18 protein-coding genes and 1 riboswitch are annotated in these 22,680 nt (G+C 38.7%); of the genes, 7 read left to right on the forward strand and 11 right to left on the reverse strand.

The genetic code is table 11. The features are described from left to right. Positions 1-198 precede the first annotated feature (198 nt). Positions 199-726 (forward strand): CsgG/HfaB family protein, encoded by a 528-nt coding sequence (locus FBQ94_RS07875; RefSeq protein ID WP_007221585.1) that lies wholly within the window; start codon positions 199-201, stop codon positions 724-726. A gap of 55 nt (positions 727-781) precedes the next feature. Here FBQ94_RS07875 and FBQ94_RS07880 read toward each other — a convergent pair whose 3' ends face one another. The 3 genes from FBQ94_RS07880 to FBQ94_RS07890 all read right to left on the reverse strand — a co-directional run bounded on the left by FBQ94_RS07880 (position 782) and on the right by FBQ94_RS07890 (position 2,250). Next, on the reverse strand, positions 782-952 hold the full coding sequence (locus tag FBQ94_RS07880) for a hypothetical protein (protein ID WP_007221586.1): 171 nt from the start codon (positions 950-952) through the stop codon (positions 782-784). Positions 953-1,057: 105 nt separating this feature from the next. Next, positions 1,058-1,237, reverse strand: a complete 180-nt coding sequence (locus FBQ94_RS07885) for a hypothetical protein (protein WP_007221587.1) — start codon at positions 1,235-1,237, stop codon at positions 1,058-1,060. Positions 1,238-1,617: 380 nt separating this feature from the next. Next, positions 1,618-1,753, reverse strand: a riboswitch (cyclic di-GMP riboswitch). Positions 1,754-1,881: 128 nt separating this feature from the next. Then, positions 1,882-2,250, reverse strand: coding sequence for a response regulator (locus FBQ94_RS07890; RefSeq protein ID WP_007221589.1), 369 nt, complete (start codon positions 2,248-2,250; stop codon positions 1,882-1,884). A 294-nt stretch (positions 2,251-2,544) separates the two neighbouring features. On the opposite strand from FBQ94_RS07890, the gene FBQ94_RS07895 reads away from it, so the two are divergent. Further along, on the forward strand, positions 2,545-2,904 hold the full coding sequence (locus FBQ94_RS07895) for a VOC family protein (protein WP_040543672.1): 360 nt from the start codon (positions 2,545-2,547) through the stop codon (positions 2,902-2,904). A 372-nt stretch (positions 2,905-3,276) separates the two neighbouring features. Here FBQ94_RS07895 and FBQ94_RS07900 read toward each other — a convergent pair whose 3' ends face one another. Both FBQ94_RS07900 and FBQ94_RS07905 read right to left on the reverse strand, forming a co-directional pair. Beyond that, positions 3,277-4,842: an ATP-binding protein gene (locus FBQ94_RS07900; protein ID WP_007221591.1), complete on the reverse strand. Its 1,566-nt coding sequence runs from the start codon at positions 4,840-4,842 to the stop codon at positions 3,277-3,279. 12 nt (positions 4,843-4,854) lie between these two features. After that, positions 4,855-5,418, reverse strand: a complete 564-nt coding sequence (locus tag FBQ94_RS07905) for an O-acetyl-ADP-ribose deacetylase (RefSeq protein WP_007221592.1) — start codon at positions 5,416-5,418, stop codon at positions 4,855-4,857. 327 nt (positions 5,419-5,745) lie between these two features. On the opposite strand from FBQ94_RS07905, the gene FBQ94_RS07910 reads away from it, so the two are divergent. Next, entirely contained in the window at positions 5,746-6,387 is a 642-nt protein-coding gene (locus FBQ94_RS07910) for a nitroreductase family protein (RefSeq protein ID WP_007221593.1), read from the forward strand. Here FBQ94_RS07910 and amt read toward each other — a convergent pair. Continuing rightward, the gene (amt, locus tag FBQ94_RS07915; RefSeq protein ID WP_007221594.1) at positions 6,384-8,420 is read right to left on the reverse strand and encodes an ammonium transporter; all 2,037 of its coding nucleotides are present in this window, start codon (positions 8,418-8,420) and stop codon (positions 6,384-6,386) included. The genes FBQ94_RS07910 and amt overlap by 4 nt on opposite strands. A gap of 83 nt (positions 8,421-8,503) precedes the next feature. After that, positions 8,504-9,907, reverse strand: coding sequence for a hypothetical protein (locus FBQ94_RS07920; RefSeq protein ID WP_007221595.1), 1,404 nt, complete (start codon positions 9,905-9,907; stop codon positions 8,504-8,506). A 697-nt stretch (positions 9,908-10,604) separates the two neighbouring features. Between FBQ94_RS07920 and FBQ94_RS07925 the strand changes: the two genes are divergently transcribed. The 4 genes from FBQ94_RS07925 to FBQ94_RS07940 all read left to right on the forward strand — a co-directional run bounded on the left by FBQ94_RS07925 (position 10,605) and on the right by FBQ94_RS07940 (position 19,054). Then, positions 10,605-14,783, forward strand: a complete 4,179-nt coding sequence (locus FBQ94_RS07925; protein WP_285442082.1) for a PAS domain S-box protein — start codon at positions 10,605-10,607, stop codon at positions 14,781-14,783. 247 nt (positions 14,784-15,030) lie between these two features. After that, positions 15,031-16,734 (forward strand): sigma-54 dependent transcriptional regulator, encoded by a 1,704-nt coding sequence (locus tag FBQ94_RS07930; protein WP_007221597.1) that lies wholly within the window; start codon positions 15,031-15,033, stop codon positions 16,732-16,734. Between the two features lie 717 nt (positions 16,735-17,451). Further along, a complete protein-coding gene (locus tag FBQ94_RS07935; protein WP_007221598.1) occupies positions 17,452-18,606 on the forward strand; it encodes an HD domain-containing phosphohydrolase in 1,155 nt (384 codons plus the stop codon). 196 nt (positions 18,607-18,802) lie between these two features. Next, the gene (locus FBQ94_RS07940; RefSeq protein ID WP_007221599.1) at positions 18,803-19,054 is read left to right on the forward strand and encodes a hypothetical protein; all 252 of its coding nucleotides are present in this window, start codon (positions 18,803-18,805) and stop codon (positions 19,052-19,054) included. A gap of 323 nt (positions 19,055-19,377) precedes the next feature. Here FBQ94_RS07940 and FBQ94_RS07945 read toward each other — a convergent pair whose 3' ends face one another. The 4 genes from FBQ94_RS07945 to FBQ94_RS07960 are packed head-to-tail and all read right to left on the reverse strand — an operon-like array spanning position 19,378 to position 22,601. Next, complete coding sequence (locus tag FBQ94_RS07945; protein WP_007221600.1) at positions 19,378-20,034, reverse strand: hypothetical protein; 657 nt, start codon at positions 20,032-20,034, stop codon at positions 19,378-19,380. Positions 20,035-20,065: 31 nt separating this feature from the next. Further along, positions 20,066-21,109 (reverse strand): tetratricopeptide repeat protein, encoded by a 1,044-nt coding sequence (locus FBQ94_RS07950; RefSeq protein WP_007221601.1) that lies wholly within the window; start codon positions 21,107-21,109, stop codon positions 20,066-20,068. A gap of 2 nt (positions 21,110-21,111) precedes the next feature. Beyond that, positions 21,112-21,363, reverse strand: coding sequence for a PGPGW domain-containing protein (locus tag FBQ94_RS07955; RefSeq protein WP_007221602.1), 252 nt, complete (start codon positions 21,361-21,363; stop codon positions 21,112-21,114). After that, the gene (locus tag FBQ94_RS07960) at positions 21,360-22,601 is read right to left on the reverse strand and encodes a peptidase U32 family protein (protein ID WP_007221603.1); all 1,242 of its coding nucleotides are present in this window, start codon (positions 22,599-22,601) and stop codon (positions 21,360-21,362) included. Before FBQ94_RS07960 ends, FBQ94_RS07955 begins: the two co-directional genes overlap by 4 nt. Between the last annotated feature and the right edge of the window lie 79 nt (positions 22,602-22,680).

Below are 22,680 nucleotides of genomic sequence, written 5' to 3' on the forward strand. Positions count from 1 at the left end.
TGATATACCAGGCCCTCCTATGTGAATTCATGGATTATAAATTTTACAGTGAGAGTATTTTTTTCATAAGCTTACGTTACCGGTAGAAAACGAATCGGGATAAATTTTACACCCTTGTAAGGAGAATGCATGAATAGGCTGTTTTTGTTCTTTGTCCTGATAATATATATGATATGTTCTGGCTGCAGGATGGTCTCTATGACTGAAGCATATGTAGAGAGAGAAATACCTTATCACCATAGAAATACGTTAGCCGTGATGTGTTTTGATGATGAACATATTCAGAAAGATGAAGTGAAGGGTCTCTTTATTAAAACAATCAGTAATCCTGATGCGGGTGAAATGCTTGCAGGTATGATGACCGATGCATTATCAGATTGGGGAAGATATCATATCTTAACGCGTTCGGAAATTAGGAGGATATTAAAAGCTGAAGACATGAAAGAAGAACTGATGAGAGAGAGAGATTCTATTGCTCTGGGAAGAATATTAGGGGTAGACGCTGTGGTTATTGGTAAAATATATAAGCTTGAGTTATCGAATGCGGCAATCTACCAGTGTGGAAAAGTATCTTTTAAAGCCGATTGTATTGATACAAAACAAGGAAAAATCTTATGGTCTATAGAAGCAAACAAGAGCGTGCCTTATAAGGACGAAGTTGTGTTGGCAAGTGAAGCCATCAAAGAAGCAGTTGAAAAACTTGAAAAAGAGATAGATAAAAAATAACTACAGAATAAACTTTATAAAGGCATACTCCAATAAATTACTACAAAACATAATATTATATATTTTCCTTAGCACATTTACAAACAGTACCTTCCTTGACTTCTGTATTGCAATTTCCACATCTGAAACAATATTTTTCCTCATCCCAGTAAGTTCTTAATGTATGACTTTCATCAAACAGTTCATTTTTAGGATTTTTCCACCAATGTCCTACTCTCTTCTTCATTAATTTCCCTCTCCAAAATTTGTATTCGCCGGTTTCATGGTTATAAAATCAGAAGCGCCTTATGCTAATACAAGGCGCTTCTGGATAGAGAAAACTTTGGGCTGTTTAATGTTTACAGATACATTTATCTGTCTTTCCCTTCACACATTCTGGGTCACATTTTATCGTATCCGGGCATTTGCAAGCATCCGGACAATTAGGTTCCTTTGCAAAGGTGTTAACCGTACCTATACCGAACATCAATGCGCCCACAAACGTCGCGGTAATACCAATTTTTTTAAACATAGGCATCTCCTTTTAATTTAATGAAAAAGCATGAAAATAAAGGACGTATTTTTTCCTGAAACTATCCATAAATCAATTTCAGGAATATCCCTCCGGATGTTTGCGCGCATCATTAATTTATATAAGATAAAAGTCAGGCACTCATTGGCTCTATCCCAATGTACGTGCATCAAACTTGATACATAAAATAAAAAATTTTAAAAATTCAATCATCACCTCCTCTCATGATGTTGTATCGATGATTGCAAATACGGTCCGTAAGGTTAGTTTCGGTTTTTTAAAGAGAAAAATTCTCTCAGATCAGAATTCGCTTTTTACTATGATATGGGAAATTCTTTAAAACAAAAAGCCTTACTGTCAAGATATTCAGTAAGAAAATCTTCGGCAGTAAGGCTATCTTATTTTAATCGTGTCAGTTGTGAGTGTAAGCGTCTATTACTTATACTGACACTGTCCACTATTACAAGACCCTTTCCTTTGCGTCCCCTGATTACTCAAGGTTTGCCTTTATCGTAATGTATTATATATCTTAAATAACATGCATATCTCGGTATTTCAAGAAAAATATAAAATCTTAAAGGCATAAGAGATAATCTGCAGGTAATAAAGAGAAAGAAAGGTCACCTGGTTGAGTATTTGCTACGTTATTTGGAATTATCGAGCCTTTTTGTTATTTCACTCAAAAGTCTTTCTTTGTTAAAAGGTTTTTCTAAAAACGAAATATTTCCTAATGCCTGGAAACACCGGTAAGCCTTTTCCTCTAATACAGAAGCCATAATAACCGGTACATTTCTGTATCGGCTGTCCTTTCTGAGTAAAGCAAATAGTCTGTCTCCTGTAACACCTTCCATTAAAATATCGAGTATTACCATATCATACGTATTTTCTTTTATTTTTTTGAGTCCATCATCTGCATTTGAGGCGAGGGTAACGGTAAACTGTTCCCCTTGGAGCATGTCTTTATAAAATTCTTGCATTTCCGAGTCATCTTCTACAATGAGTAATTCCTTCATTTATCTTCAACTCCTTTGAAAAGATTATTTGTATTTCGTTTCTTCTCTACCGGTATATGTTTTCCAGCGTATTGGCAAAATAGTTATAAACAATTTTTCGTATTTCCTGTATACTTTTATATCTTTTGATGTTCTTTGATTTTACCAGTAATTTAAAAGCTTTCAAGGGAATTTAATGCTTGTTTATCTCTATTTGTTTTGATATGTTTTTATCTTTAGGTATGATATAAAACTACGGATAGTCTCTGGTAAAAGTTATCGTTAATTGCATAATTCTATGGTGGGAAATGCTAAATGAGAGAATCAATTCGTGTAGTTAATACAATATTGTATTGCCGTTGCTGGCAAGAGACAGTTGTCTTTTATCGTGATACTCTCGGTTTTCCAATAACGTTTAGAAATGACTGGTTTATAGAGTTCAAAGTAAATGACTGCGCTCGTTTAAGCGTGGCAAACGAGAAACGCGCCACTATTAAAAGTGCAAACGGTCAGGGATTGACGCTTGCTTTTCAAGTGGATAAAGCCGATGAAGCGTGGCAGGGGTTATTCGCTAAGGGGATACGTATAGGAAAGATTTCAGACCATCCCTGGGGGGGAAGATCCTTTTTTTTGTTTGATCCGGAGGGAAATCGTCTTGAGATATGGTCAGCTTAAAGCTTCAGAATAAAACGTAGATTTGCTAAATTATGCTATAGTGATCAACGATTGAGAATTGAAGAGGTGCAAGATGTTGCATCTTCCCGTATGGATCGTGTTCTGGCGTGCGCAGGTGTGTTCAGCTTCATTCGGAGAGGCGTAAGATATTGCGATTGCACAGATGCAAGATTTAGCAACTGTACGGACGTAAGATGTTGCGTCTCTACCTAATCCCGTAGGGATGTTATGATTATAGCAAAAAAGAGAGAAAAGGATTTTGAACCCCGAAGGGGTGATACAGGATACCTGTGCTGAGATGCCATCCCTTTGGACTTGAATATTCGGTTTCATACAAAGGGTCCCGGAATAATCTCTTTGTTTCTCTATGAGTTATGCTTTGATTGGTAAGATAAATTTGAACCGCGATCCTTTTCCCTTGCCTTCAGATTCTACCCAGATATTTCCTTTATGCATCTGCACAATGTTTTTACAAATGGCAAGACCTATTCCTGACCCATAGGCTGAGGGTATTTCTTTATAAAACTTTTCAAATACGCGTTTTTGTACCCCTTCATCCAAACCTCTGCCAGTATCTTCTACGGTTAGCTCCACGGTATCAGGGAGCTTTCGTGCCGATATGTTAATTTTTCCACGTTCCGTAAATTTTATAGCATTGTCCACCAGATGGGTTATCAAATGAAGTATCTTATCCCGGTCTGCTTTAATTATGGGAATGTCAGAAGGTATTTGATACAGAAGGATATTCTCTTTTTGATTGGCAGTATCTTTCAGTTCATTAACAGCTATTTTTACTAATTCAACCAGTGAGATATCAGATAATTTTAACGATTCCGTTCCCGATTCTAACTTAGATATATCAAGTATGTTTTTAATTATGTTCTTTAATCGCCTGATATTATTTCGAAGAATTTCATTGATTTGATAGCCCCTTTCCGGCATACCTTTATTTCCGGCTAAAACAGAGCGTTGAAACATATCAAGAGCCATTTCTATCTTAGCGACAGGTGTCTTGAGTTCATGGGTAACATCCCGGATCAGAATATCTTTTAGCTCCTCTAACCGTTTTCTTTCGGTAATATTACGGCAAAAACCTTCAATGCCAATGATCGTATTTTCCTGAATAATGGGAAGTATCTCAAGAGAGAGCCAGACAATCTGACCTTGTTTATGAATAATCCGAAACTCCAGATTCATTAAATTTCTATTGACGCCCTGTAATACCCGGAGTATTTCATGGTATACTCTTTCCTGGTCTTCTGGATGGCAAAGGGTGAGCCCGTAACCCCGATTATCATAAAATTCATGGAGCGGATAACCTGTTATTCCTTCCACGGAAGGGCTCATAAGAGAAAATTTCCCATCCTTCATACATTCAAAGATAATATCCGGCGAGTTTTCAATGACTGTCCTGTACTTCTTCTCCGCTTCTTTAATTTTGTTGAAAAGTCTTGTATTTTCGATTGCCATAGCTAACTGAGGCGCGATTTGCGAAAGAAAATCGATATGCTTTCTTGTGTAATAATCTTTTCGCTTACTCCCAAAATTTACGCTGCCGATTATGCGCCCTTTATAATCAAGGGGAAATCCCAATCTTGAGCGAATGTTCTCTTTAAATAGTACAGCATCGGTAAGAAACCGGCCTTTTGATGTATCATCAACAAGTACCGGTTCACGAAATTGAACTACTCTTTTCATTAAACTTCCTTCCATCGGATATAATACACCCTCTTTGAGGTCTGTATATTCGTAATCCTTTGAGAGCACAAAGGTTTCATATAAATTGTTATTTTCACTAATAAGAGTAACACTCATACGATCGAAATCAATTACCTTTAAAAGTTCCTTACTCATTGTTTGGTAAACTTCCCGTATATCAAGGCTGGAGAAGATGATTTTATTAATGGTAAGGATGATCTCTCTTTTTTTAATAAACATACATGAAACCCATTATTGCTTTTCCTTAAGGGTCTGGTATTTTATAAGCTCCCGTAAAGCTTTCTCGTAAGGTTGATATGACTTGAAATTAAAGAGAACAAAGCGTACGAGTCCGATACTATGAGAATGGGTTTTTAAATAGTCTATTACTGTTTTTAAGGCTATTGTTGCTGCCTCGTAAATTGGATACCCGTAGGCGCCAGTACTAATAGATGGAAATGATATGCTTTTGAGCTTATGTTGAGAGGCGAGTGTGAGGCTATTTTTATAAGCATGAGCCAGTAATTCTGCTTCACCTTTTTTACCATGGCGATACATAGGGCCGACGGTATGAATTACATACCTTGCCTTAAGATCTCCTCCTGTAGTAATGCGGGCTTCTCCTGTTGGACATCCTCCCAGCTTCTTACATTCCTCTAATATTTTTGGTCCCCCTGCCCTGTGTATAGCTCCGTCTACACCGCCACCGCCTAAAAGACTTGTATTTGCTGCATTAACGATGGCATCTGTTTCCTGCAGGGTAATATCTCCCTCAACAAGTTCTAACGTTGATGTGTTAATAGTAGTTTTTAGCATAAGATTTAATACCTCAAAACTATTGTAGCACGTTACGTCATAATGTTTCTATATCTTTTTGTTTTTGTTGTGAATATTTTCTTTTCCAGTCTCTGGTATTTTTTACTTTTCTCCGCTTTTATATTTTTTTATACTCATGAACACAAGCAGCCAATCTTTTGATAAGCACCCATTGCTTGTGGTCATTATGGTATTTATAGGCAGAGAAGAATCCTGGCCGGATTGTGATTTGTAGTGGCACAGGATGGGACGTGTGCTGCATTTCTTCGGTATCAGTTATCAGTAAGAACGGGTAATCAATAACTTCATTACAGGAATGATAACAATATGGATGTTAGAGAAGCAATTCATAAACGCCGCAGTATCAGAAAATTTAAACCAGACCCGGTACCCGATGAATACATAATGCAAATTTTAGAAAGTGCACGGCTTGCACCATCGGGTTCTAATACACAACCGTGGAGGTTTATCCTGGTAAAGGATACCGAAACAAGAAAAAAACTCCAGGCAGCTTCATATAATCAACGCCATGTTGGGCAGGCGCCCGTGATTATTGCTTGTTGTGCGGATATCAAGGCATTTGGTGAGTTTCCGGAGCGGATTGATGAACTGATTGCAGCCGGCGCCCTGCCGGCTAAGACTCGTGAGATTTTTGTTCCTTCCTTGAAACGGAGTGAAACGAGCGCCGATATTGCATGGCACTTATTGATTGCTGCTACAGGAAATACCGATATTGCTATCGAACACATGGTACTTCAGGCTGTCGAATTAGGGTTAGGAACCTGTTGGGTAAGATGGTTTAATGATAATAAAGTCAAAGAGATACTTGAAATCCCAAAGGGCATAGAAATCGTTGCGATACTTCCTGTAGGCTATCCTGATGAAGAGCCATCTCAAAGACCAAGATTTGATCTTGAAAAGATTGTTTCTTATGAAAAATATGGAAAAAAGAAAGATGATAAGTCCTAATACGATGGATTTTGTGGTAACGTGAAGGTGAATGTGCTTCCCTTTCCATAGATACTCTTTACCCATATCTTACCGCCGTGTAATTCAACCAGACGTTTTGTGAGCGCCAGGCCAAGACCTGCCCCCTCATAATGGCGCGCATATGAGGCATCTAATTGACGAAACGTCTGGAATATCTTATCCATATCTTCTGATTTGATTCCTATACCGGTATCACTTATGGCAAACTGGATATGTTGATCTAAAAGATCTGCAGAGATTGAAATCGCACCACTTTCCGGGGTAAATTTAATGGCATTGGATAATAGATTAAACATAATTTGCTTGAATTTCAATCGGTCTGCTGTTAAAGAGGGAATATCTTTTTGAATAAAAGTCTTCAGGGATATGCCTTTCTTCAGAGAAAGTCCCATGATCATATTCAGCACCTCAGTGATCGCCTCTTCTATAGAGAATACCTCATAGTGAAGTTCTAATTTGCCAGCTTCAATTTTTGAAAGGTCGAGGATGCTATTAATCATATTGAGTAAGTGTTCCCCGCTACCGTGGATATCACTGATATATTCTTTTTGTTCTTCGTTAAGAGTTCCGGTAATTTCGTCCCTTAAAACCTCAGCGAAGCCAATGATAGCATTCAATGGGGTGCGAAGTTCATGCGACATGGTTGCTAAAAATTCTGATTTTAGTTTATTGGCCTTATCGAGCGCAATATTTGCCTTTTGAAGTTCCTCTGTTCTTTCTGCAACCTTCTTCTCAAGCAGAGTGTTTAAGTCTTGAAGTCTGGTAATACGTATGAAATCAAGCCATGAAGCCACATCTTCGTATTCGGCAACATTAAGCCCTCTTTTTTCTTCTTCAGGACTTACACGGATAGTTACGATTTTTTTTAGACACCAAAAAAAGAACGTTCCTAATCCGAGAGACCACACAAAGGCAACCGCAACGCCTGCAGCCTGTATACCAAGTTGGTGTAACCGGCTGCCACTTTCTACCGCTAGCATAGATTTTTCAGCAAAAGATGCAACACAGAGGGTGCCTATAGCGCCCCCGACTCCGTGAACTGCAATGGCAGAGACGGGGTCGTCAACTTTTAATATCTTCTCAATAAAATCCTGAGCTAAGATCGCTCCTATACCAGCAATGAAACCGATACAAATGGCGCCATGAGGATTTACCCTGCTGGAGCCTGCTGTTATCGCTACCAGGCCAGCCAGTATAGCTGTAAAGAGTTTTCCGGCGTTCAGTCTCTTTTCTTTTGCATACGTAAAGAGGAGCGCAGAAATTCCCGCTGTGGCTGCTGCCAGGTTCGTGTTGGTAATGACAAGACTAATCTCGGCGCTTGCCCGCAAAAGATTTCCTCCGTTAAAGCCAAACCAGCCAAACCAGAGGAAGAAGGTACCCAAAGTTACCAACGGAATATTATGTAGCCCCATGGAATTTGAAGACCCATCAGGATTATACTTGCCATTTCTTGGTCCTACGGCAACTGCCCCCGCAAGGGCGAACCAACCCCCAATCGAATGCACCAGTGTAGATCCTGCAAAATCAATAAACCCTAATTTTTCTAGCCAACCGTATTGTTCTGAATGGAAAAGGCTTCCCCATGCCCAATGGCCGAAAATCGGATAGATAATGGCTACCATGAATACCGTGCCTGCAACATTAGGAATAAAACAGGAGCGTTCTGCTATAGCTCCGGTCATTATGGTAGATGCTGTAGCGGAAAAGACCAGTTGAAAAAAGAAAAAGGTATAACCTAAATTACCGGGGTGTTCCTGAATACCGCTGGTAAAGAAATGGCTTACTCCAATCCAGCCCATGCAACTTACCCCAAACATGAATCCAAACCCGACAGCGTAAAATACCAGTGAGGATATGAGAAATACTACGAGATTTCTAATAGAAGCGCTGATAGCATTCTTGGATTGTGAAAAACCTGCTTCATAAGAGGTGAACCCTAGCTGCATGAAAAATACCATACATGCTGCTGTCATAATCCAGACATGATTAATATTTATTTGTATGTTTTCCATGATTGAATATCACACGATACTTGTATCTGTCCAAATTTTCCTTGTAGCTTGTGTCACGTTCTGGATAATAATGGTAATTGTAACTAAGAATATGCGGTTAATCTACTATCAATTCCTGGTTTATTGTTCTCTTCCGCAGGAGCTGCCTCTAATCTGATTGTTGATGGTGATCCTTGTGATAATTGCCTGATAATAAACCTCTTTATTCTGAGGAAATGATTCATAACGAAATTGGCCTCCAACGGCTCTGTTGGAGGTTCGCCCTGCAGGAGAATGATTTGCCCTTCACATAACGCCAGGGCCGACTCTATTTCTAATGAAATCCCCTTGCAGGAATAATCACAGATAGCTGCGCGTGTCAAGGTTTTATTATCTTGCAAGGAGATACTCAGTGATGGCTGATCCCATCTCCATAACTGACTTGGAACCTTGTATTGGTCAATTACGGAGGACGTACTATCTTTCGGTGTGTAAAGTACTTCATATACCTGTTTCAACCATGATGAATGAGAATCAAATATATCTCTTACGATACGGTTCCGGTCTGCTATTTTAGCTTCTATATGAAACAGGTCTAAATTAGATGTCAGCCATAACTTCAGGAAATGATCTTCGAGAATCTCGAAGGGTTTCCCTTTCGGCTGTATTTGAAATTTAAATACTGGCATGTTAGCCCCGATGCAGAGGTTTGCCGAATGCTGGCTGGCGCTTCTTCCGAATGTATACGGTTGAAAGTGTGCTACATTATCTACAATCATCATCCAGCAGGTTGGGCTATGCGTGTAAAACCTGACCGCAGGTTCAACGTTGGGATAACTTTTCAGTCTATCACAGGCATGCACAAAATCACTGTACAATCGTTGATGGAAATAAGGATCCGGTGATTGTGTTTTTGTCCTGTCGGCATGGATAATCTTTGCAGCTTCAGATGCAGTGCTTTCAAGAAAAGTTCGGAAGATTGCCGGGCACTCAAGTGCATCAAGAAGGAGTATCTTTACATCGAGTCCATGCGATATTTTCTTCTGAAGCGTGGAAAGCAATTCATCGAGATGAAGATTTTCGGAGAATGTGATGCCAAGAAGCCATACCCTTTTCTCAGCATTTTCTATTGCATCATAAATATCGCTCTTTACATCTTTGCGGGTGGAATAGATATTTGTGAGACCGCAAAGTGCTGCCGACCCAATGAGCCGATTGGTTGTTTGTAAATATTTTTCTAAAGAAATTCTGTTATCATCGATAAGCCGGTTTGTAGTTTGAAGAGTTTCCTTTAATATATCCTTTATATGCCCAAAAATTTCCCACCAAAGGTAGGTATATTCCATGATATGAACGCACATTATGGCGCTGAAGATAAGAAGCAGATGCTTAACTATTTCTGGTACCGTATGCCAATAAAGTGGCAATAAAATATTAAGGAGAACTGCAATAAGAAAGAAAAGACATGCGATTAACAGCCGAACAATTGGTCTTGGTTTTTCACTCATCGGTATTACCTCTAAAGGAGTATGGTTTCAGCTTATCAAAGTAACCTCTCACAATATAATTACATCGCTGAGCCTACAAGATGAGTTAATCGTTTGTCCCATATTGTAAGAAGCTATCTGCAGGAATAACAAGTATTATATATACAATGGTATGAATGCTTCATTAACTTTTTATTAACCTCCAAAAATTTTTCATAAAAGATCGGATTGTAATAACTTGATATTTAAAAATATCAACATTTAGTAGTATTATACTGCAAGATTTTATATTTTCAAAGATTACGTTGAAATAATATTGTGTATTTTCAGAAGGGTATGAATTATGTATCTTAAGATAACCCGCTTTCTATGGAACTCATAAGCCTTTTTTATACTTCTGTACTTTACGTATTGGTAATTTCTTATTTCTTTGATCCGTCCTTATCAAACGAGCAAACAATGCTTGACATTAAGTAGTAAATTTGGTACTAAAATGCACGTTTGCTGTTTTTTTAAAATTTCATTTTTTACTTCCGAGCTAATGGTAGTAAAGATTACCGTTGTCATCATTCAATGTCCATCGGTTACTGCCTGCAATGAAGCAATTAAAGGCTTTGAAAAAGGATATAAAGAGAAAAAAACATTTCTATGCCGGTCATCCATTCAAATGAATTCAAATGCAGTTTTTTACCCATAATCGTTTTTTGATCGGAAACGTATGATAAGTATCCGTACAAAACTTATCCTTTTTATAAGTACGCTGATAATCATCATTGGAACATTTAGTTGCTTTTTCTTTTTAATCCATTTAAAGAGACAGCAAGACAATGCCTTGAGAAAATTAGGCACCTCTCTTGTTATGTTGCTTGCGCAGGATGACGAGGTCAAACACGCATTGAGTTATACGCAGCCTGCATTTTTAGACGCCCCTATTAAGAGAATAAAAGCGCTTGATACTGAAGGGGAAATTGGTTATTTATGTGTATCAGATATACAAAAAGTTATTATTGAAGAAAAATCTTCCCGAATTAATCTCAATATTGAAGAGCTTCCTGCCAGAGAGGACCATCAAAATCCGGATATAGTATTTACCCGCCATAGTAATGCTTCCTTAGATGAGGAATTTTTTGATTTCTCCATCCCTGTTTTTGAGAAGACGTTCTCAGAGGAGGCTTTTGCCACACAGATTTTAAGTGAAGATAAAATCGTTACAGAGACAAAACAACGGATATTAGGTTTTGTACAGATTGGTTTATCTACCCATAAAATACATGAGAACACTCGGCATGTTATGGTATATATTATTATCCCCCTGGGTTTAAGTATTATTATTGGCGGTATATGTATTACCTTCTTTCTTACCCGATATATAATTTCACCATTGCAACATTTAACAAGCATTACCCTGGATATAGCCAAAGGCAATCTCACCCGCAGAGTAAACATCCGTTCTCGGGATGAGATCGGACAATTATCCATAAATTTCAATCAAATGACAGCGGCACTTGAAAAATCTTATACTGATCTAAGACAAGAGGTTGTTGAGCATAAATATACAGCAAAATTATTGCAGCGTCAGGTAAAATTGGAAGAACTTATTGCAGTTATATCAACAAGCTTTATAAATCTTACGCCAAATGAGGTTGATACAGGAATAAACCGGGCGTTGGAAATAATAGGAAAATTCCTGGAAGTTGACCGCAGTTATGTCTATCTCTGTTCTAACACTAGTGAAAAGAATATCGATAATACCCATGTGTGGTATGCTGAAGGGATTGAGCCGCAGGTGAAAGATCTTAAGGAGGTTTTCGTTGAGCGTTTTTCCCGTGAGATGGAGAAACTAAAACGATTTGAGGTTGTCCATGTTCCCCGGGTAGATGATCTGCCAGTTTGTACTGAAGCGGAAAAAGAGTCGCAAGAACTACTGGCAGTTCAGTCATTTATCATCGTTCCCATGATTTATGGTGGATCTCTTGTTGGGTTTTGGGGATTTGATTCGGTGCGGACAGAAAAAACATGGATAGAACAAGATATTACGATACTGAGAATCATTAGTGAAATATTTGTGAATGCTTTAGAGCACAGGCGGAAAGCAGAGATGTTACAAAAGGCATACGATAAACTGGAAGTCCGCGTTCTGGAGCGTACCGTTGAGCTGTTAAAAACAAATGAGCTTCTGAAAGAAGAGATTGCAGAGCACAAAAGGGCAAAAGAGGAGTTAAAAAAGTATGAAATAGTAATCTCACAAATGACCGACCTTCCGTATATTTGTGATGGTAAAGGAAATGTAGTCTTTGTAAATCATATGTTTGAAAAGCTTACCGGTCATCAACCAGAGAATTTCCTTGGAAAGTCATTCGCGCCGCTTTTTGATAAAGAGAACCTGAAAAAAGCAATGGATGCTTACACAAGAACAATGGAAGGGGAAAGTCCTCAATATGAACTTTATTTCAAGAATACCAACATATTATGCGAATATAAGAATCTTCCTCTAAGGGATGAGAACGGGAATACCATCGGAGTTATAGGCATTGCGAGAGATGTTACCGAAAGAAGACGGATGGAGGATATACTGCGAAAAACGAATCAAACCCTCCGCGCTCTTATATCGGCATCTCCCGTGGCTATCATTGTTCTTGACTCTTATGGGCATATTAAGATGTGGAACCCTTCTGCGGAGTCTATGTTCGGCTGGAAAGAAAAGGAGTTGCTGAATCATCCCCTTCCTGTCATGCTTAAAGGCAAACAAGATGAGTTCCGTTTTTTGCGTAACCGGGTATTACGTGGGGAATCATTTATAGGTTTGGAATTACGTCGCCAGAAACGGGATGGGACTCAGGTTGATATCAGTCTTTCAACGGCGCCCCTCTGTGATTCTCATGGTAACATTGCTGGTATCGTTGGCATACTAGCCGATATTACCGAACAGAAGCGAATGGTTGATGAATTACGGTATGCAAAGAATTATGCTGAGAATCTTATTGAGACAGCAAACGTAATGGTTATAGGATTGGATATTGCAGGCACTATTCGGATATTTAATGAGGCAGCAGAGAAAATTACTGCATATAAAAAAGCTGAGATTGTAGGAAAAAATTGGTTTGAAACAATTGTGCCAAAAGACCGTATTCCCTATTTTTGGCAAGAATTTACGAATTGGCAAAAAAACGGACAGTTGCCAAAGACCTTTGAGAATCCTATTTTTACAAAGTCAGGTAAAAAACGATATATATCATGGCAGAATACGGAGGTACGGGAACACGGTAAAATCAAGGAACAAAAGCGAACACAGACATTGGTAGAACGGCTCCGTCTGATATCATTTATCAAAGATGTTAGTATTGCGCTCAGCCAGGGTAATACCTTGTATGATATTTTACGATACTGCACGGAAGCTATAGTTCACAATCTGGATGCAGCGCTTGCACGCATCTGGACACTGAATGAAAAGGAAGATATGCTAGAGTTGCAAGCCAGCGCGGGGCTACATACTCATATAAACGGTTCTCACAGCCGAATACCTGTAGGGAAACTCAAAATTGGCCGTATTGCCTTGGAACGCCAGCCACATCTGGCGAACTCTATTATCGATGATCCCTATATTAGTGATAAGGCATGGGCGAAACGGGAGAAAATGATTTCGTTTGCCGGATATCCCCTGATTGTTGGAAACCATCTGGTTGGGGTTGTTGCGATATTTTTACGCAAACCCCTTACAGAATTTACCACCAAGGCTTTGGCCTCTGTAGCAGATATCATTGCGTTAGGCATAGACCGTAAGCAGGCAGAAACAGCATTACGTATGAGCGAAAGCAAGTACCGAATACTCCTTGAGAATCTACCACAAAGGATATTTTACAAAGACAGAGATTTGGTGTATGTTTCTTGTAATGAAAATTACGCCAGAGATTTACATATCAAACCAGATGAAATCGTCGGAAAGACAGATTACGATTTTTTTCCTGAAGCGTTTGTTGAAAAATACCGGACAGATGATAAACGAATTATGAAGTCCGGTCAAACGGAAGATATAGAAGAAAAATACATTAAGGATGGGCGTGAATGCATTGTGCATACCGTGAAAACCCCTATAAAAGATGAGAAAGGTAACGTTATTGGCATCTTAGGTGTTTTTTGGGATATTACTGAGAAGGTCGCTTTGCAGATGGAATCTATGCGCTCAAGACACCTGGTAGCGCTGGGTGAACTGGCGGCGGGTGTGGCTCATGAGATCAATAATCCCATCACTGGTGTTATTAACTGTGCTCAAATACTATTCGATAAAAGCAGCGAGGAAAGCAGAGAAAAAGATATTGCAAACAGGATTATCAAGGAAGGTAAACGTATCGCTAACATAGTAAACAGCCTCCTGTCTTTTGCCAGACCCGGAGATAGAAAAGAAAAGAAAAGTATCGCCAGTGTCCATGAAATATTGTCTGATACCTTAACTCTGTCGGAGGTGCAGTTACGAAAAGAGGGGATCAAAATCCGGGTAGATATTCCCCACAATTTTCCAGAAATAACCGTACATCCACAGCAAATTCAGCAAGTTTTTTTGAATATTATCAGTAATGCACGGTATGCCTTAAATCAGAAATATCCGGAGGCACATGATGATAAACTCCTTGAGATATCAGGTAAAGAAATAACCGTAAATAATCTTCCCTGTCTGAAAATGATCTTTTATGATCATGGTATCGGTATACCTGCCAATAGTATAGAGAAAGTAATGGACCCTTTTTTTACCCTTAAACCAAGAGGTAAGGGCACTGGATTAGGGTTAAGTATTAGTCATGGCATTATCAATGAGCATGGCGGCAAGATTATGATTCATAGTATCGAGGGAGAATTTACTGAAGTCGCAGTAATTTTGCCGATATTTACATTAAAACAGTAGAACCAGAATTGTGGAGATACAAGATTTTGCGTCTCTAACCATAGAGGGATGGGTAAAAAGAAAAGGTGCCGAAGGTATAATTTCATGTATAGGAATTTCAAATTATCAGTTCCTCCCCCTTGATGGGGGAGGTTAGGTGGGGGTGGACAAGCAAGCAGATCACCCTCCCTTAGTCCCTCCCATCAAGGGAGGAAAAAATTTGTAGGTAAGTCGCCGAAGGTATAATTTATATCTGTAAGGGGGGATCATGAGGACAAGAATTCTTATAATCGATGACGAAGAGAATATTCGGTTTACTCTCAAAAGTTTTCTTTTAGATTGGGGATATGAAGTCGTAATTGCTAAAGATTACCATGAGGCTTTAGCGATGATTGATGCATCTGATTTCGATTTGATATTTGCAGACATTTTCCTGGAAGGTAAAACAGGGATTGATTTTTTAAGGGAAGTTAAGAACAGGAATATGAATTCCCCTGTTATTATGATTACCGGGGTTCCTAATATTGAAACTGCTTCGGATGCACTTCGGTTGGGAGCCTTCGACTATATTTCTAAACCTATACTCAAAGATACCTTGTTAAGGGTTACAAAGATGGCATTACAGCATAAAGCGTTGGTAGATGAAAAGGAGAATTACCGCTTAAATCTTAAGGCTATCTTTAATAGCGTAAAGGATGCAATTATTACGGTGGATCAAAAATTGCATGTGCTTGAGATTAACGAAGCAGCTAAAGATGTATGTAATTTATCCCGTGAAGTAATCGGAGTGCCTTTAGGTTCTCTTCCGAAGCACTGTAGTGGTCAATGTCTCGTTAGTATTGAAGAAACCATTCATAAAAAACAGCCCGCGGAAGTGTATCATATTGAATGCAGACATAAATTCCGCCCGCAACAGATTGTCTCTATTACTACATATCCCCTGCTTAGTAATAAAGGCATATTCTCCGGAGTAGTGTTAGTAGTGAGTGATGAGACGTATTTGGCAGATCTTGCGCGAGATAAGAAAGAGTGCAAACAATTCCATACTATCGTGGGAAAAAGTGAAAAGATGCAGACCGTTTACTCTCTTATAGAAAGTCTCTCCAATATTCAAACCACTGTCTTGATTACAGGGGAAAGCGGAACAGGCAAGGGATTGGTTGCTGAGGCTTTGCATCTTAAAGGTGAGCGTAGTCATAAACCATTTATCAATGTAAACTGTGCAGCTTTATCACAGAATTTGCTTGAGAGCGAACTCTTTGGACACGTGAAAGGCGCTTTTACCGGCGCTGTTCAGGATAGGATCGGCAGGTTTCAAAAGGCAGATGGTGGCACTATTTTTTTGGATGAAATAGGGGACATATCACCCCGGATGCAATTACAGCTCTTAAGGGTATTGCAGGAAAAAGAATTTGAGAAGGTTGGAGACTCAACACCTATCCGGATTGATGTCCGGATTGTTGCTGCTACCAATCAAAATTTAAAGGAAAAAATACGGCAAAGAAAGTTCCGTGAAGATCTGTATTACCGTCTGAAGGTAGTGGAAGTGAATTTACCACCATTAAGAGATCGCCGGGAGGATATACCGCTCCTGGTTAATCATTTTTTGAATAAGCTCAATAAGAAGATAAATAAGGAAATCGTAGCAATTTCTTCCGATGTTCAAAAAATATTTATGGAATATCAATGGCCCGGTAATGTCAGAGAACTGGAGCATACCCTTGAACATGCATTTATCCTTTGCCCTCAGAGTACTATTACCGTGGATTACTTACCAGGTATTCTTAAGGGACTTGTTGAAGTTAAGACTACTTCCGGAGAAGATATAACTATTGAAGAATCACAGGCAATTCTTCAGGCGCTTGAAAAAACTGCATGGAGCAGGGTTAAGGCCGCTCGCCTGTTAGGCATGAGCAGGAGTACTTTTTACCGGAAAATTGAAGAATATAAAATAAAGATGCGAGATATATAATCTAATTTCCTGCCTTGTTACCCTCCTTTTATCTGCCTTATACTATTTCTACCGTATTATGAAGTGTCCCGTGAGACACTTTTGTCCTGAGACACTTTTGTTTCATGAGACACTTTTATACCAAACAATCATATTGGGATTATTTTCGTTCTCTCGTATTCATGCATTGGTAAAATCCTAAATAGTGCTGAATAAGAATTCTTCTTTCCCTATATCTTCTTATATCATCTCTTGCTTTTTCCGTTTCAGCCACAGTATTCCTGAAAGTTATTTTCATACAAGCATTTGATTTATTATAGTTTACATACAATCGATTAATCGTAAAAACTATTATCATCATAAATTTTGATGATTCTTGTTTAGGATAGTTTACTCGATTTAGCGTTATCGTTTACCGGCACTTTTTTGTTGATTACTTCCCTTAGTTTCATCCAAACAAGCAAATTATATTATCTGAAATTTTCTCTCTTCTTGGTATACATTTTGATAAGTTAAAATCATCCTTTCTCAGGGGAATGTAGTAATAAACAGGTAAATATGAGAAATAATAAATTTTACTGTGACAAACGAAAGGAAAAAGATAGAGCCATGCTGATATTTACGGTTCTGGTATTCGTAAGTATTTTGATCTCTTTGACGGTAGTGATATGTTTATGAGGTCTACCAAAGTCTTTTGGAAGCGATTATTATTCTCTATAAAGTTGGAGGACTATTGAGGTGGAGATATCAAAGCTTATTGATAATTTGATGGATCATGAATTGATGGGACTATTATTATCTAACGTAACTGATCTTACCTATATTTATGATACCGAGGGAAATGTTTTATTTGTGAATAAAATATTTGAGAAATTTACCGGGCATAGACCAGAAGAATTTTACGGAAAACCGTTCGCTTCTCTTTATGATGAATCTAGCCTGAAAGAAGCACTAAATATGTATGCAAGAACATTGAAAGGGGAGTGCCCGCAATATGAATTATATTTTAAAAATACGAAGGTGCTCTGTGAATATAAGAATTTTCCTTTGAAAGGTGAAAAGGGAGATATAATTGGCGTTATAGGTATTGCCAGAGATATCACCCTCCGTAAGCAAAGAGAAGAGGTAAAGGCGCTTAACGAATCTTTAGAAAAACGGATAGCAGAAAACTCAATAAAACTGGTAAAGATAAATGAAGAATTGACGGAGGAGATTTACAACCGTAAACGGTTAGAGAGTGAATCTAAACAGAATAGTAAAAGGTTACAAAAATCCTTAAGATGTATCATTCAGACTATGGCGTCGGTTGTTGAATTGAGGGATTCTTATGCAGTTGGTCATCAAAGACGGGTTGCCCAACTTGCTTGCCGTATAGCTGAGGAGATGGGTCTTTCCCAGGAAAGGATTGATGGGGTCTGCTTTGCGGCAAATCTTCATGATATTGGCAAAGTGTCGGTACCAACAGAGATCCTTGGGAAAGTTGAACAGCTTACCGAGGACGAGCTGAATATGCTTAGGAATCATTCACGAGTAGGCTATGATATAGTAAAAGAGATAGAATCTCCTTATCCTGTTGCTCAAATTGTGCTTCAACATCATGAGAGGATTAATAGGTCTGGATATCCTATGAGTTTGTCAGATAAAGATATACTCCTGGAAGCAAAAATTTTGGGCGTAGCTGATGTTGTAGAGGCGATGTCCTTTCCCCGTCCTTATCGGTCAACATTCGGTTTAGATAAAGCCTTGGATGAAATATCACAAAACAGAGGTATTCTTTACGATCTTAATGTGGTACATGCCTGTTTAGTTATTTTTCATGAAAAAGGATTTAAGTTTGAACAGAAGTCATACGCAAATCTGAGACTCTTTGAGGATGTTTTGTTGAAAATTTGATTTTGGAAACCTTCTCATTATTTTATTTGTTTAAAAAAGGGTAGAAAAATATGTTTGTGTTAATTGTCGGGGGAGATCATTTAGGAAACATTCCCAGAGGGCTTGCTATGTTAAAAGGATAAATATTTTACCTGTTTATTGAATTGCAAATTAACGTTTTGAAATCTTGTGGTACTGTTAAATAAGGATACGATACATGAAAACGAATAAATTTTTTGTCTGTCCGAACTGTGGTAATATTGAAAAATTTAAAGTATTTACCAGTAGCTTTCAAATTATTAAACAATCTCCGGTAATGGGAGTACGAGTAGATGAAACAGGCATTTTACCTAATTTACGGCAAGCTGATAACTATATTGAGTGTCAGGTATGTTTTAAAACCTTAGAGTATGATACGGCATTAGATCTTGGTCAAAAATATATTAAAAAGGCCGGTTCTATCAGGTAGATCAATGTCATTAAATTAAGCATCCTGCAGTAAAATTCCCCTCAAAAAGCTTTAGTAAGGGAATGGTAAAAATGCTAAGAGGCTGTCTGCAAAGTTCATATTCATGTCTGGAATTTATCCCTTTAGTGGATTCGCTTCGCTTAATTTACCTCACTCACACCTCAATCATTCGGTAGCGGTGGATTAAACGAAGTAAATCCACCGCTGCATCGTAATGGCATTGTCAGGCAGATTAAATCTAACGTTCATCGGCTCCGTTTTTTCACAAGCAGGAGGGGCAAGTTTGAAACTTGCCCCTCCTCTCTGCCAAAGGTAGTTAAATTTTAAGGTTGTTTTTCTTTCTGTAAAGAATGATTCTCATGATGTGGTGATTTAAAAAATTTTGTTGGCTCCAGAGTCGGCTGCAGACTAAGCCCATCATACCAGCCTGCCACATGTCCATGTGTCCAATCTTGTCGCGTTTCGGTAAAAACCGTAATTATATCCTTGGTAGGAATAATGGTAAGAGAGAATTCACTCCATGGTGAGATACTATTCCCACTGATAGTATGTTTATTTATTGTTGTAAAAGCAAGTGCCGGATTCCAGGTACCGTCAAGAATTCCTATAATTGTTGCGTCTCCGAGATCATCGCCATAAAACGCCATACGGCCTGTTAAGACATAAGGAGTGTTGACTATTACCTTAATTTCCTGATAGAGACCCCCTCGCGCCGTTCCATTCGAGTCAACTTGTTGCGCCAAAGCAAAAAATCCACTTATGGCAGGGGGCAGGGGGGTTCCGATAGTACCGGGAATTGCAACGGTTATATGAGTGGGGAATTCTACAGGGGCGCCATCACCGTCCCAAGGGTAAGTTTCCCAGTATTTCCAACCCGTGTTATCTCCCGTTTCAAAATCTCCATTCTTGAGTAATTCTGAAGCAGACAATGATGATAGCGTGAATAGGGAGAAGATTAAACCGAATAAAGCGTATTTCATTATTTCCTCTATGCTTTATATGAAATTATGGTTATTTGAATTTATTTTTTGGCTTTAATCTCTTATAGGTTGCAAATTCCTCATCAGCTTTTTCTTTCATACCCTTTTTATCATATACGATACTAAGATTAAAATGGGCGAGAGCGCAGTTTGGGTCAATTTCAATGGCTTTTTTATATTCTTTCATCGCCTCATCATACATCCCTTTTCGCAGATAAAGATCACCGACTTCATTGTGAATATCGGCAGTATTTGAACTCAGTTTAACCGGAGAAGTCTCTTTTTCCGCAGTGTTTTCAATTGCTAATTTTTGTTCTTCTTTGAAGGGATTTGGCGGAGATAATACAATTCGGCTAGCCTCAGATGTTGGTACTGACAGAGTTATCATCCTGATCTCTTTTTCTCTCAAGAGGGTAAGTTTAACCTCTTTGCCTGCATGTGCTTCTATAAGTTGTTTTAAATGTTTTTTATCTTCAATTTTTTCACTATTCCATTCGGTAAGGAGGTCTTCTACCCGAATACCTGCATTTGCTGCGATGCCTTCAGGCATACTATGAACGATAAGCACGCCGTGTTGCTTTTTTTTAAATCCAAACCATTCTTTATTCTCTTTGGTAATATTACACACAAGAAGCCCCAAAGGATTATAGGATTCCAGAAATACAATTGCCGTGCCTTTACACCACGAAGTATGTTTTACACCGTAATCTGTTCCTCCCAACTCTCCATATCCTTGCCATGATTTTGAAGCTCCGGTATCGTATTGGACATTAATGACTGCCTGGGCGCCCACTGCTTGGGCTTTTTCCTTAATTTTTAAGGCGAGAACGTCATGTCCTGAAAAACCGAATTCACCAAGACTCACTTCTCCCAGCTTTTTATATGTTGTATCGATATCGCCTGCGCAGACAAATATCTCTTCGCTTTTCTCTCTATTTGCAGGCGCCGTACCTTTCCGGGGTTCGAGAGTGGGTTCTTCGTTCTTAAAAGGTGATACCCTTTTAAGAAACCCGGAAGAACTACAGCCGGTTATAAAAGTAGTAAGAACAATAAAGACGATCGTTCTGGTGTTCATTTTTATTTATTCTTTCTTTTAAATTTTGATTTTATTTTTATTTCACTGGATTTTATTTTTGATTCAATATTTACTAAATACCGATGGTAAAATTTTGTCTTTTTCAGCTTCTTAACCAGAGAAACCTTTCCTGGAAAGCTTGTGATGTATAATCCAGTGAGAATTGTCAAGAGGCCAGGACCGGGTAAAACAAGCATTGCCGATCCTATAAAGATAAGAAAAATACCTGCAACATTTTTTGTAAATTTTTTCATCCGTACTTCCTAAGCATAAAATACTTACGTACCGGGCGTGATACTTTTACCAGTACCTTTTGCCCGGCATTGGCTGTTTCTATCGGTTCATTCTGTTCATTCCTGATATCCATCAGTACCTGGCTAAAATCTTCATTTAACCGCTTTCCCATGATTTCTACAGAAGTGTTCCCGGAAATCCTGTTTTTTACTAATACTTCTGCCGTATCTTCTGAAAGGACGTTATGAACCGTGCCAAGATAATCATACTCTTTTATATAAGAATTTCCAGGATGCGTTGTCTGACTATTATACCCCTGATTTCCGAAAAAAAATCCTGTTCCGTATTCCCTGTGACTAACTTTTTCAAGCTCAGATAGCCATCTCTCATCATAGATGTAGTTGTCAGGATCAGCAAAATAACGATCCAGTGCTTCTCGGTATATCCTCGTGACAACGGCAGCATAGTATTGGCTTTTCATACGCCCTTCTATTTTCCATGCAGTAATGCCAGCGCGGACCAATTCTGGAATATGTTGAATCATACAAAGATCCCTGGAACTCAAAATAAAAGTACCACTTTCATCTTCGACTATAGGGTATGTCTCATTGGGCCGTTTCTCCTCTTTCAGGGTATACTGCCATCGGCATGCATGGGAGCAATCTCCCAGGTTTGCATGTCGGTTTGTCATAAAACTGCTCAGGAGACAACGGCCTGAATATGACATACACATAGCGCCATGGATAAACACCTCAGTTTCTGCCCGGGAATTTTCAGTAATTTCTTGAATTTCTCCCAGGGTTAATTCCCTGGCAAGTATTATCCGTTGAATACCTTGTTGATACCAGAACTCGACAGACTTCCCATTGGTTGTATTGGCCTGGGTACTCAGGTGAATGGGAATGTGCGGAGCAATTTCTCTCACCATGAAAAAAATGCCAGGATCTGAAATAATTACAGCATCTACCGGAATTTCAGCAAGCTTCTCCAGATAGGGGCGTATACTGCGAATGTGATAATTACGCGCAAAGATATTTAAGGTGATATAAATTTTTTTACCCCGGTTATGAATCCAGGTAGTAGCCTCATTGATTTCCTCTAACGTTATATCGGGTGCGCCCATTCGAAGATTAAACCCTTCTCCACCTACGTAAACAGCATCGGCGCCGTATTCAACTGCTGTTTTGAGTTTTTCAATATCTCCTCCCGGTGCAAGGAGTTCAGGTTTTTTAGGTAATGTATTCTGTATATGTATCATTAGATTCTTTTTATTTCAACATCTCAAGAAAATCAAGTTTATTATCGGCGCAATCGTTTACGATTGAACCGGGAAATTC

Source organism: Candidatus Jettenia sp. AMX1, from assembly GCF_030263775.1.
Classification (GTDB): domain Bacteria; phylum Planctomycetota; class Brocadiia; order Brocadiales; family Brocadiaceae; genus Jettenia; species Jettenia caeni.

Excerpts from the sequence above, each read along its gene's own strand:
- FBQ94_RS07875 (WP_007221585.1), top strand. The coding sequence starts at position 199 with ATGACTGAAGCATATGTAGAGAGAGAAATACCTTATCACCATAGAAAT.
- FBQ94_RS07880 (WP_007221586.1), bottom strand. The coding sequence starts at position 952 with ATGAAGAAGAGAGTAGGACATTGGTGGAAAAATCCTAAAAATGAACTG.
- FBQ94_RS07885 (WP_007221587.1), bottom strand. The coding sequence starts at position 1,237 with ATGTTTAAAAAAATTGGTATTACCGCGACGTTTGTGGGCGCATTGATG.
- FBQ94_RS07890 (WP_007221589.1), bottom strand. The coding sequence starts at position 2,250 with ATGAAGGAATTACTCATTGTAGAAGATGACTCGGAAATGCAAGAATTT.
- FBQ94_RS07895 (WP_040543672.1), top strand. The coding sequence starts at position 2,545 with ATGAGAGAATCAATTCGTGTAGTTAATACAATATTGTATTGCCGTTGC.
- FBQ94_RS07900 (WP_007221591.1), bottom strand. The coding sequence starts at position 4,842 with ATGTTTATTAAAAAAAGAGAGATCATCCTTACCATTAATAAAATCATC.
- FBQ94_RS07905 (WP_007221592.1), bottom strand. The coding sequence starts at position 5,418 with ATGCTAAAAACTACTATTAACACATCAACGTTAGAACTTGTTGAGGGA.
- FBQ94_RS07910 (WP_007221593.1), top strand. The coding sequence starts at position 5,746 with ATGGATGTTAGAGAAGCAATTCATAAACGCCGCAGTATCAGAAAATTT.
- amt (WP_007221594.1), bottom strand. The coding sequence starts at position 8,420 with ATGGAAAACATACAAATAAATATTAATCATGTCTGGATTATGACAGCA.
- FBQ94_RS07920 (WP_007221595.1), bottom strand. The coding sequence starts at position 9,907 with ATGAGTGAAAAACCAAGACCAATTGTTCGGCTGTTAATCGCATGTCTT.
- FBQ94_RS07925 (WP_285442082.1), top strand. The coding sequence starts at position 10,605 with ATGATAAGTATCCGTACAAAACTTATCCTTTTTATAAGTACGCTGATA.
- FBQ94_RS07930 (WP_007221597.1), top strand. The coding sequence starts at position 15,031 with ATGAGGACAAGAATTCTTATAATCGATGACGAAGAGAATATTCGGTTT.
- FBQ94_RS07940 (WP_007221599.1), top strand. The coding sequence starts at position 18,803 with ATGAAAACGAATAAATTTTTTGTCTGTCCGAACTGTGGTAATATTGAA.
- FBQ94_RS07945 (WP_007221600.1), bottom strand. The coding sequence starts at position 20,034 with ATGAAATACGCTTTATTCGGTTTAATCTTCTCCCTATTCACGCTATCA.
- FBQ94_RS07950 (WP_007221601.1), bottom strand. The coding sequence starts at position 21,109 with ATGAACACCAGAACGATCGTCTTTATTGTTCTTACTACTTTTATAACC.
- FBQ94_RS07955 (WP_007221602.1), bottom strand. The coding sequence starts at position 21,363 with ATGAAAAAATTTACAAAAAATGTTGCAGGTATTTTTCTTATCTTTATA.
- FBQ94_RS07960 (WP_007221603.1), bottom strand. The coding sequence starts at position 22,601 with ATGATACATATACAGAATACATTACCTAAAAAACCTGAACTCCTTGCA.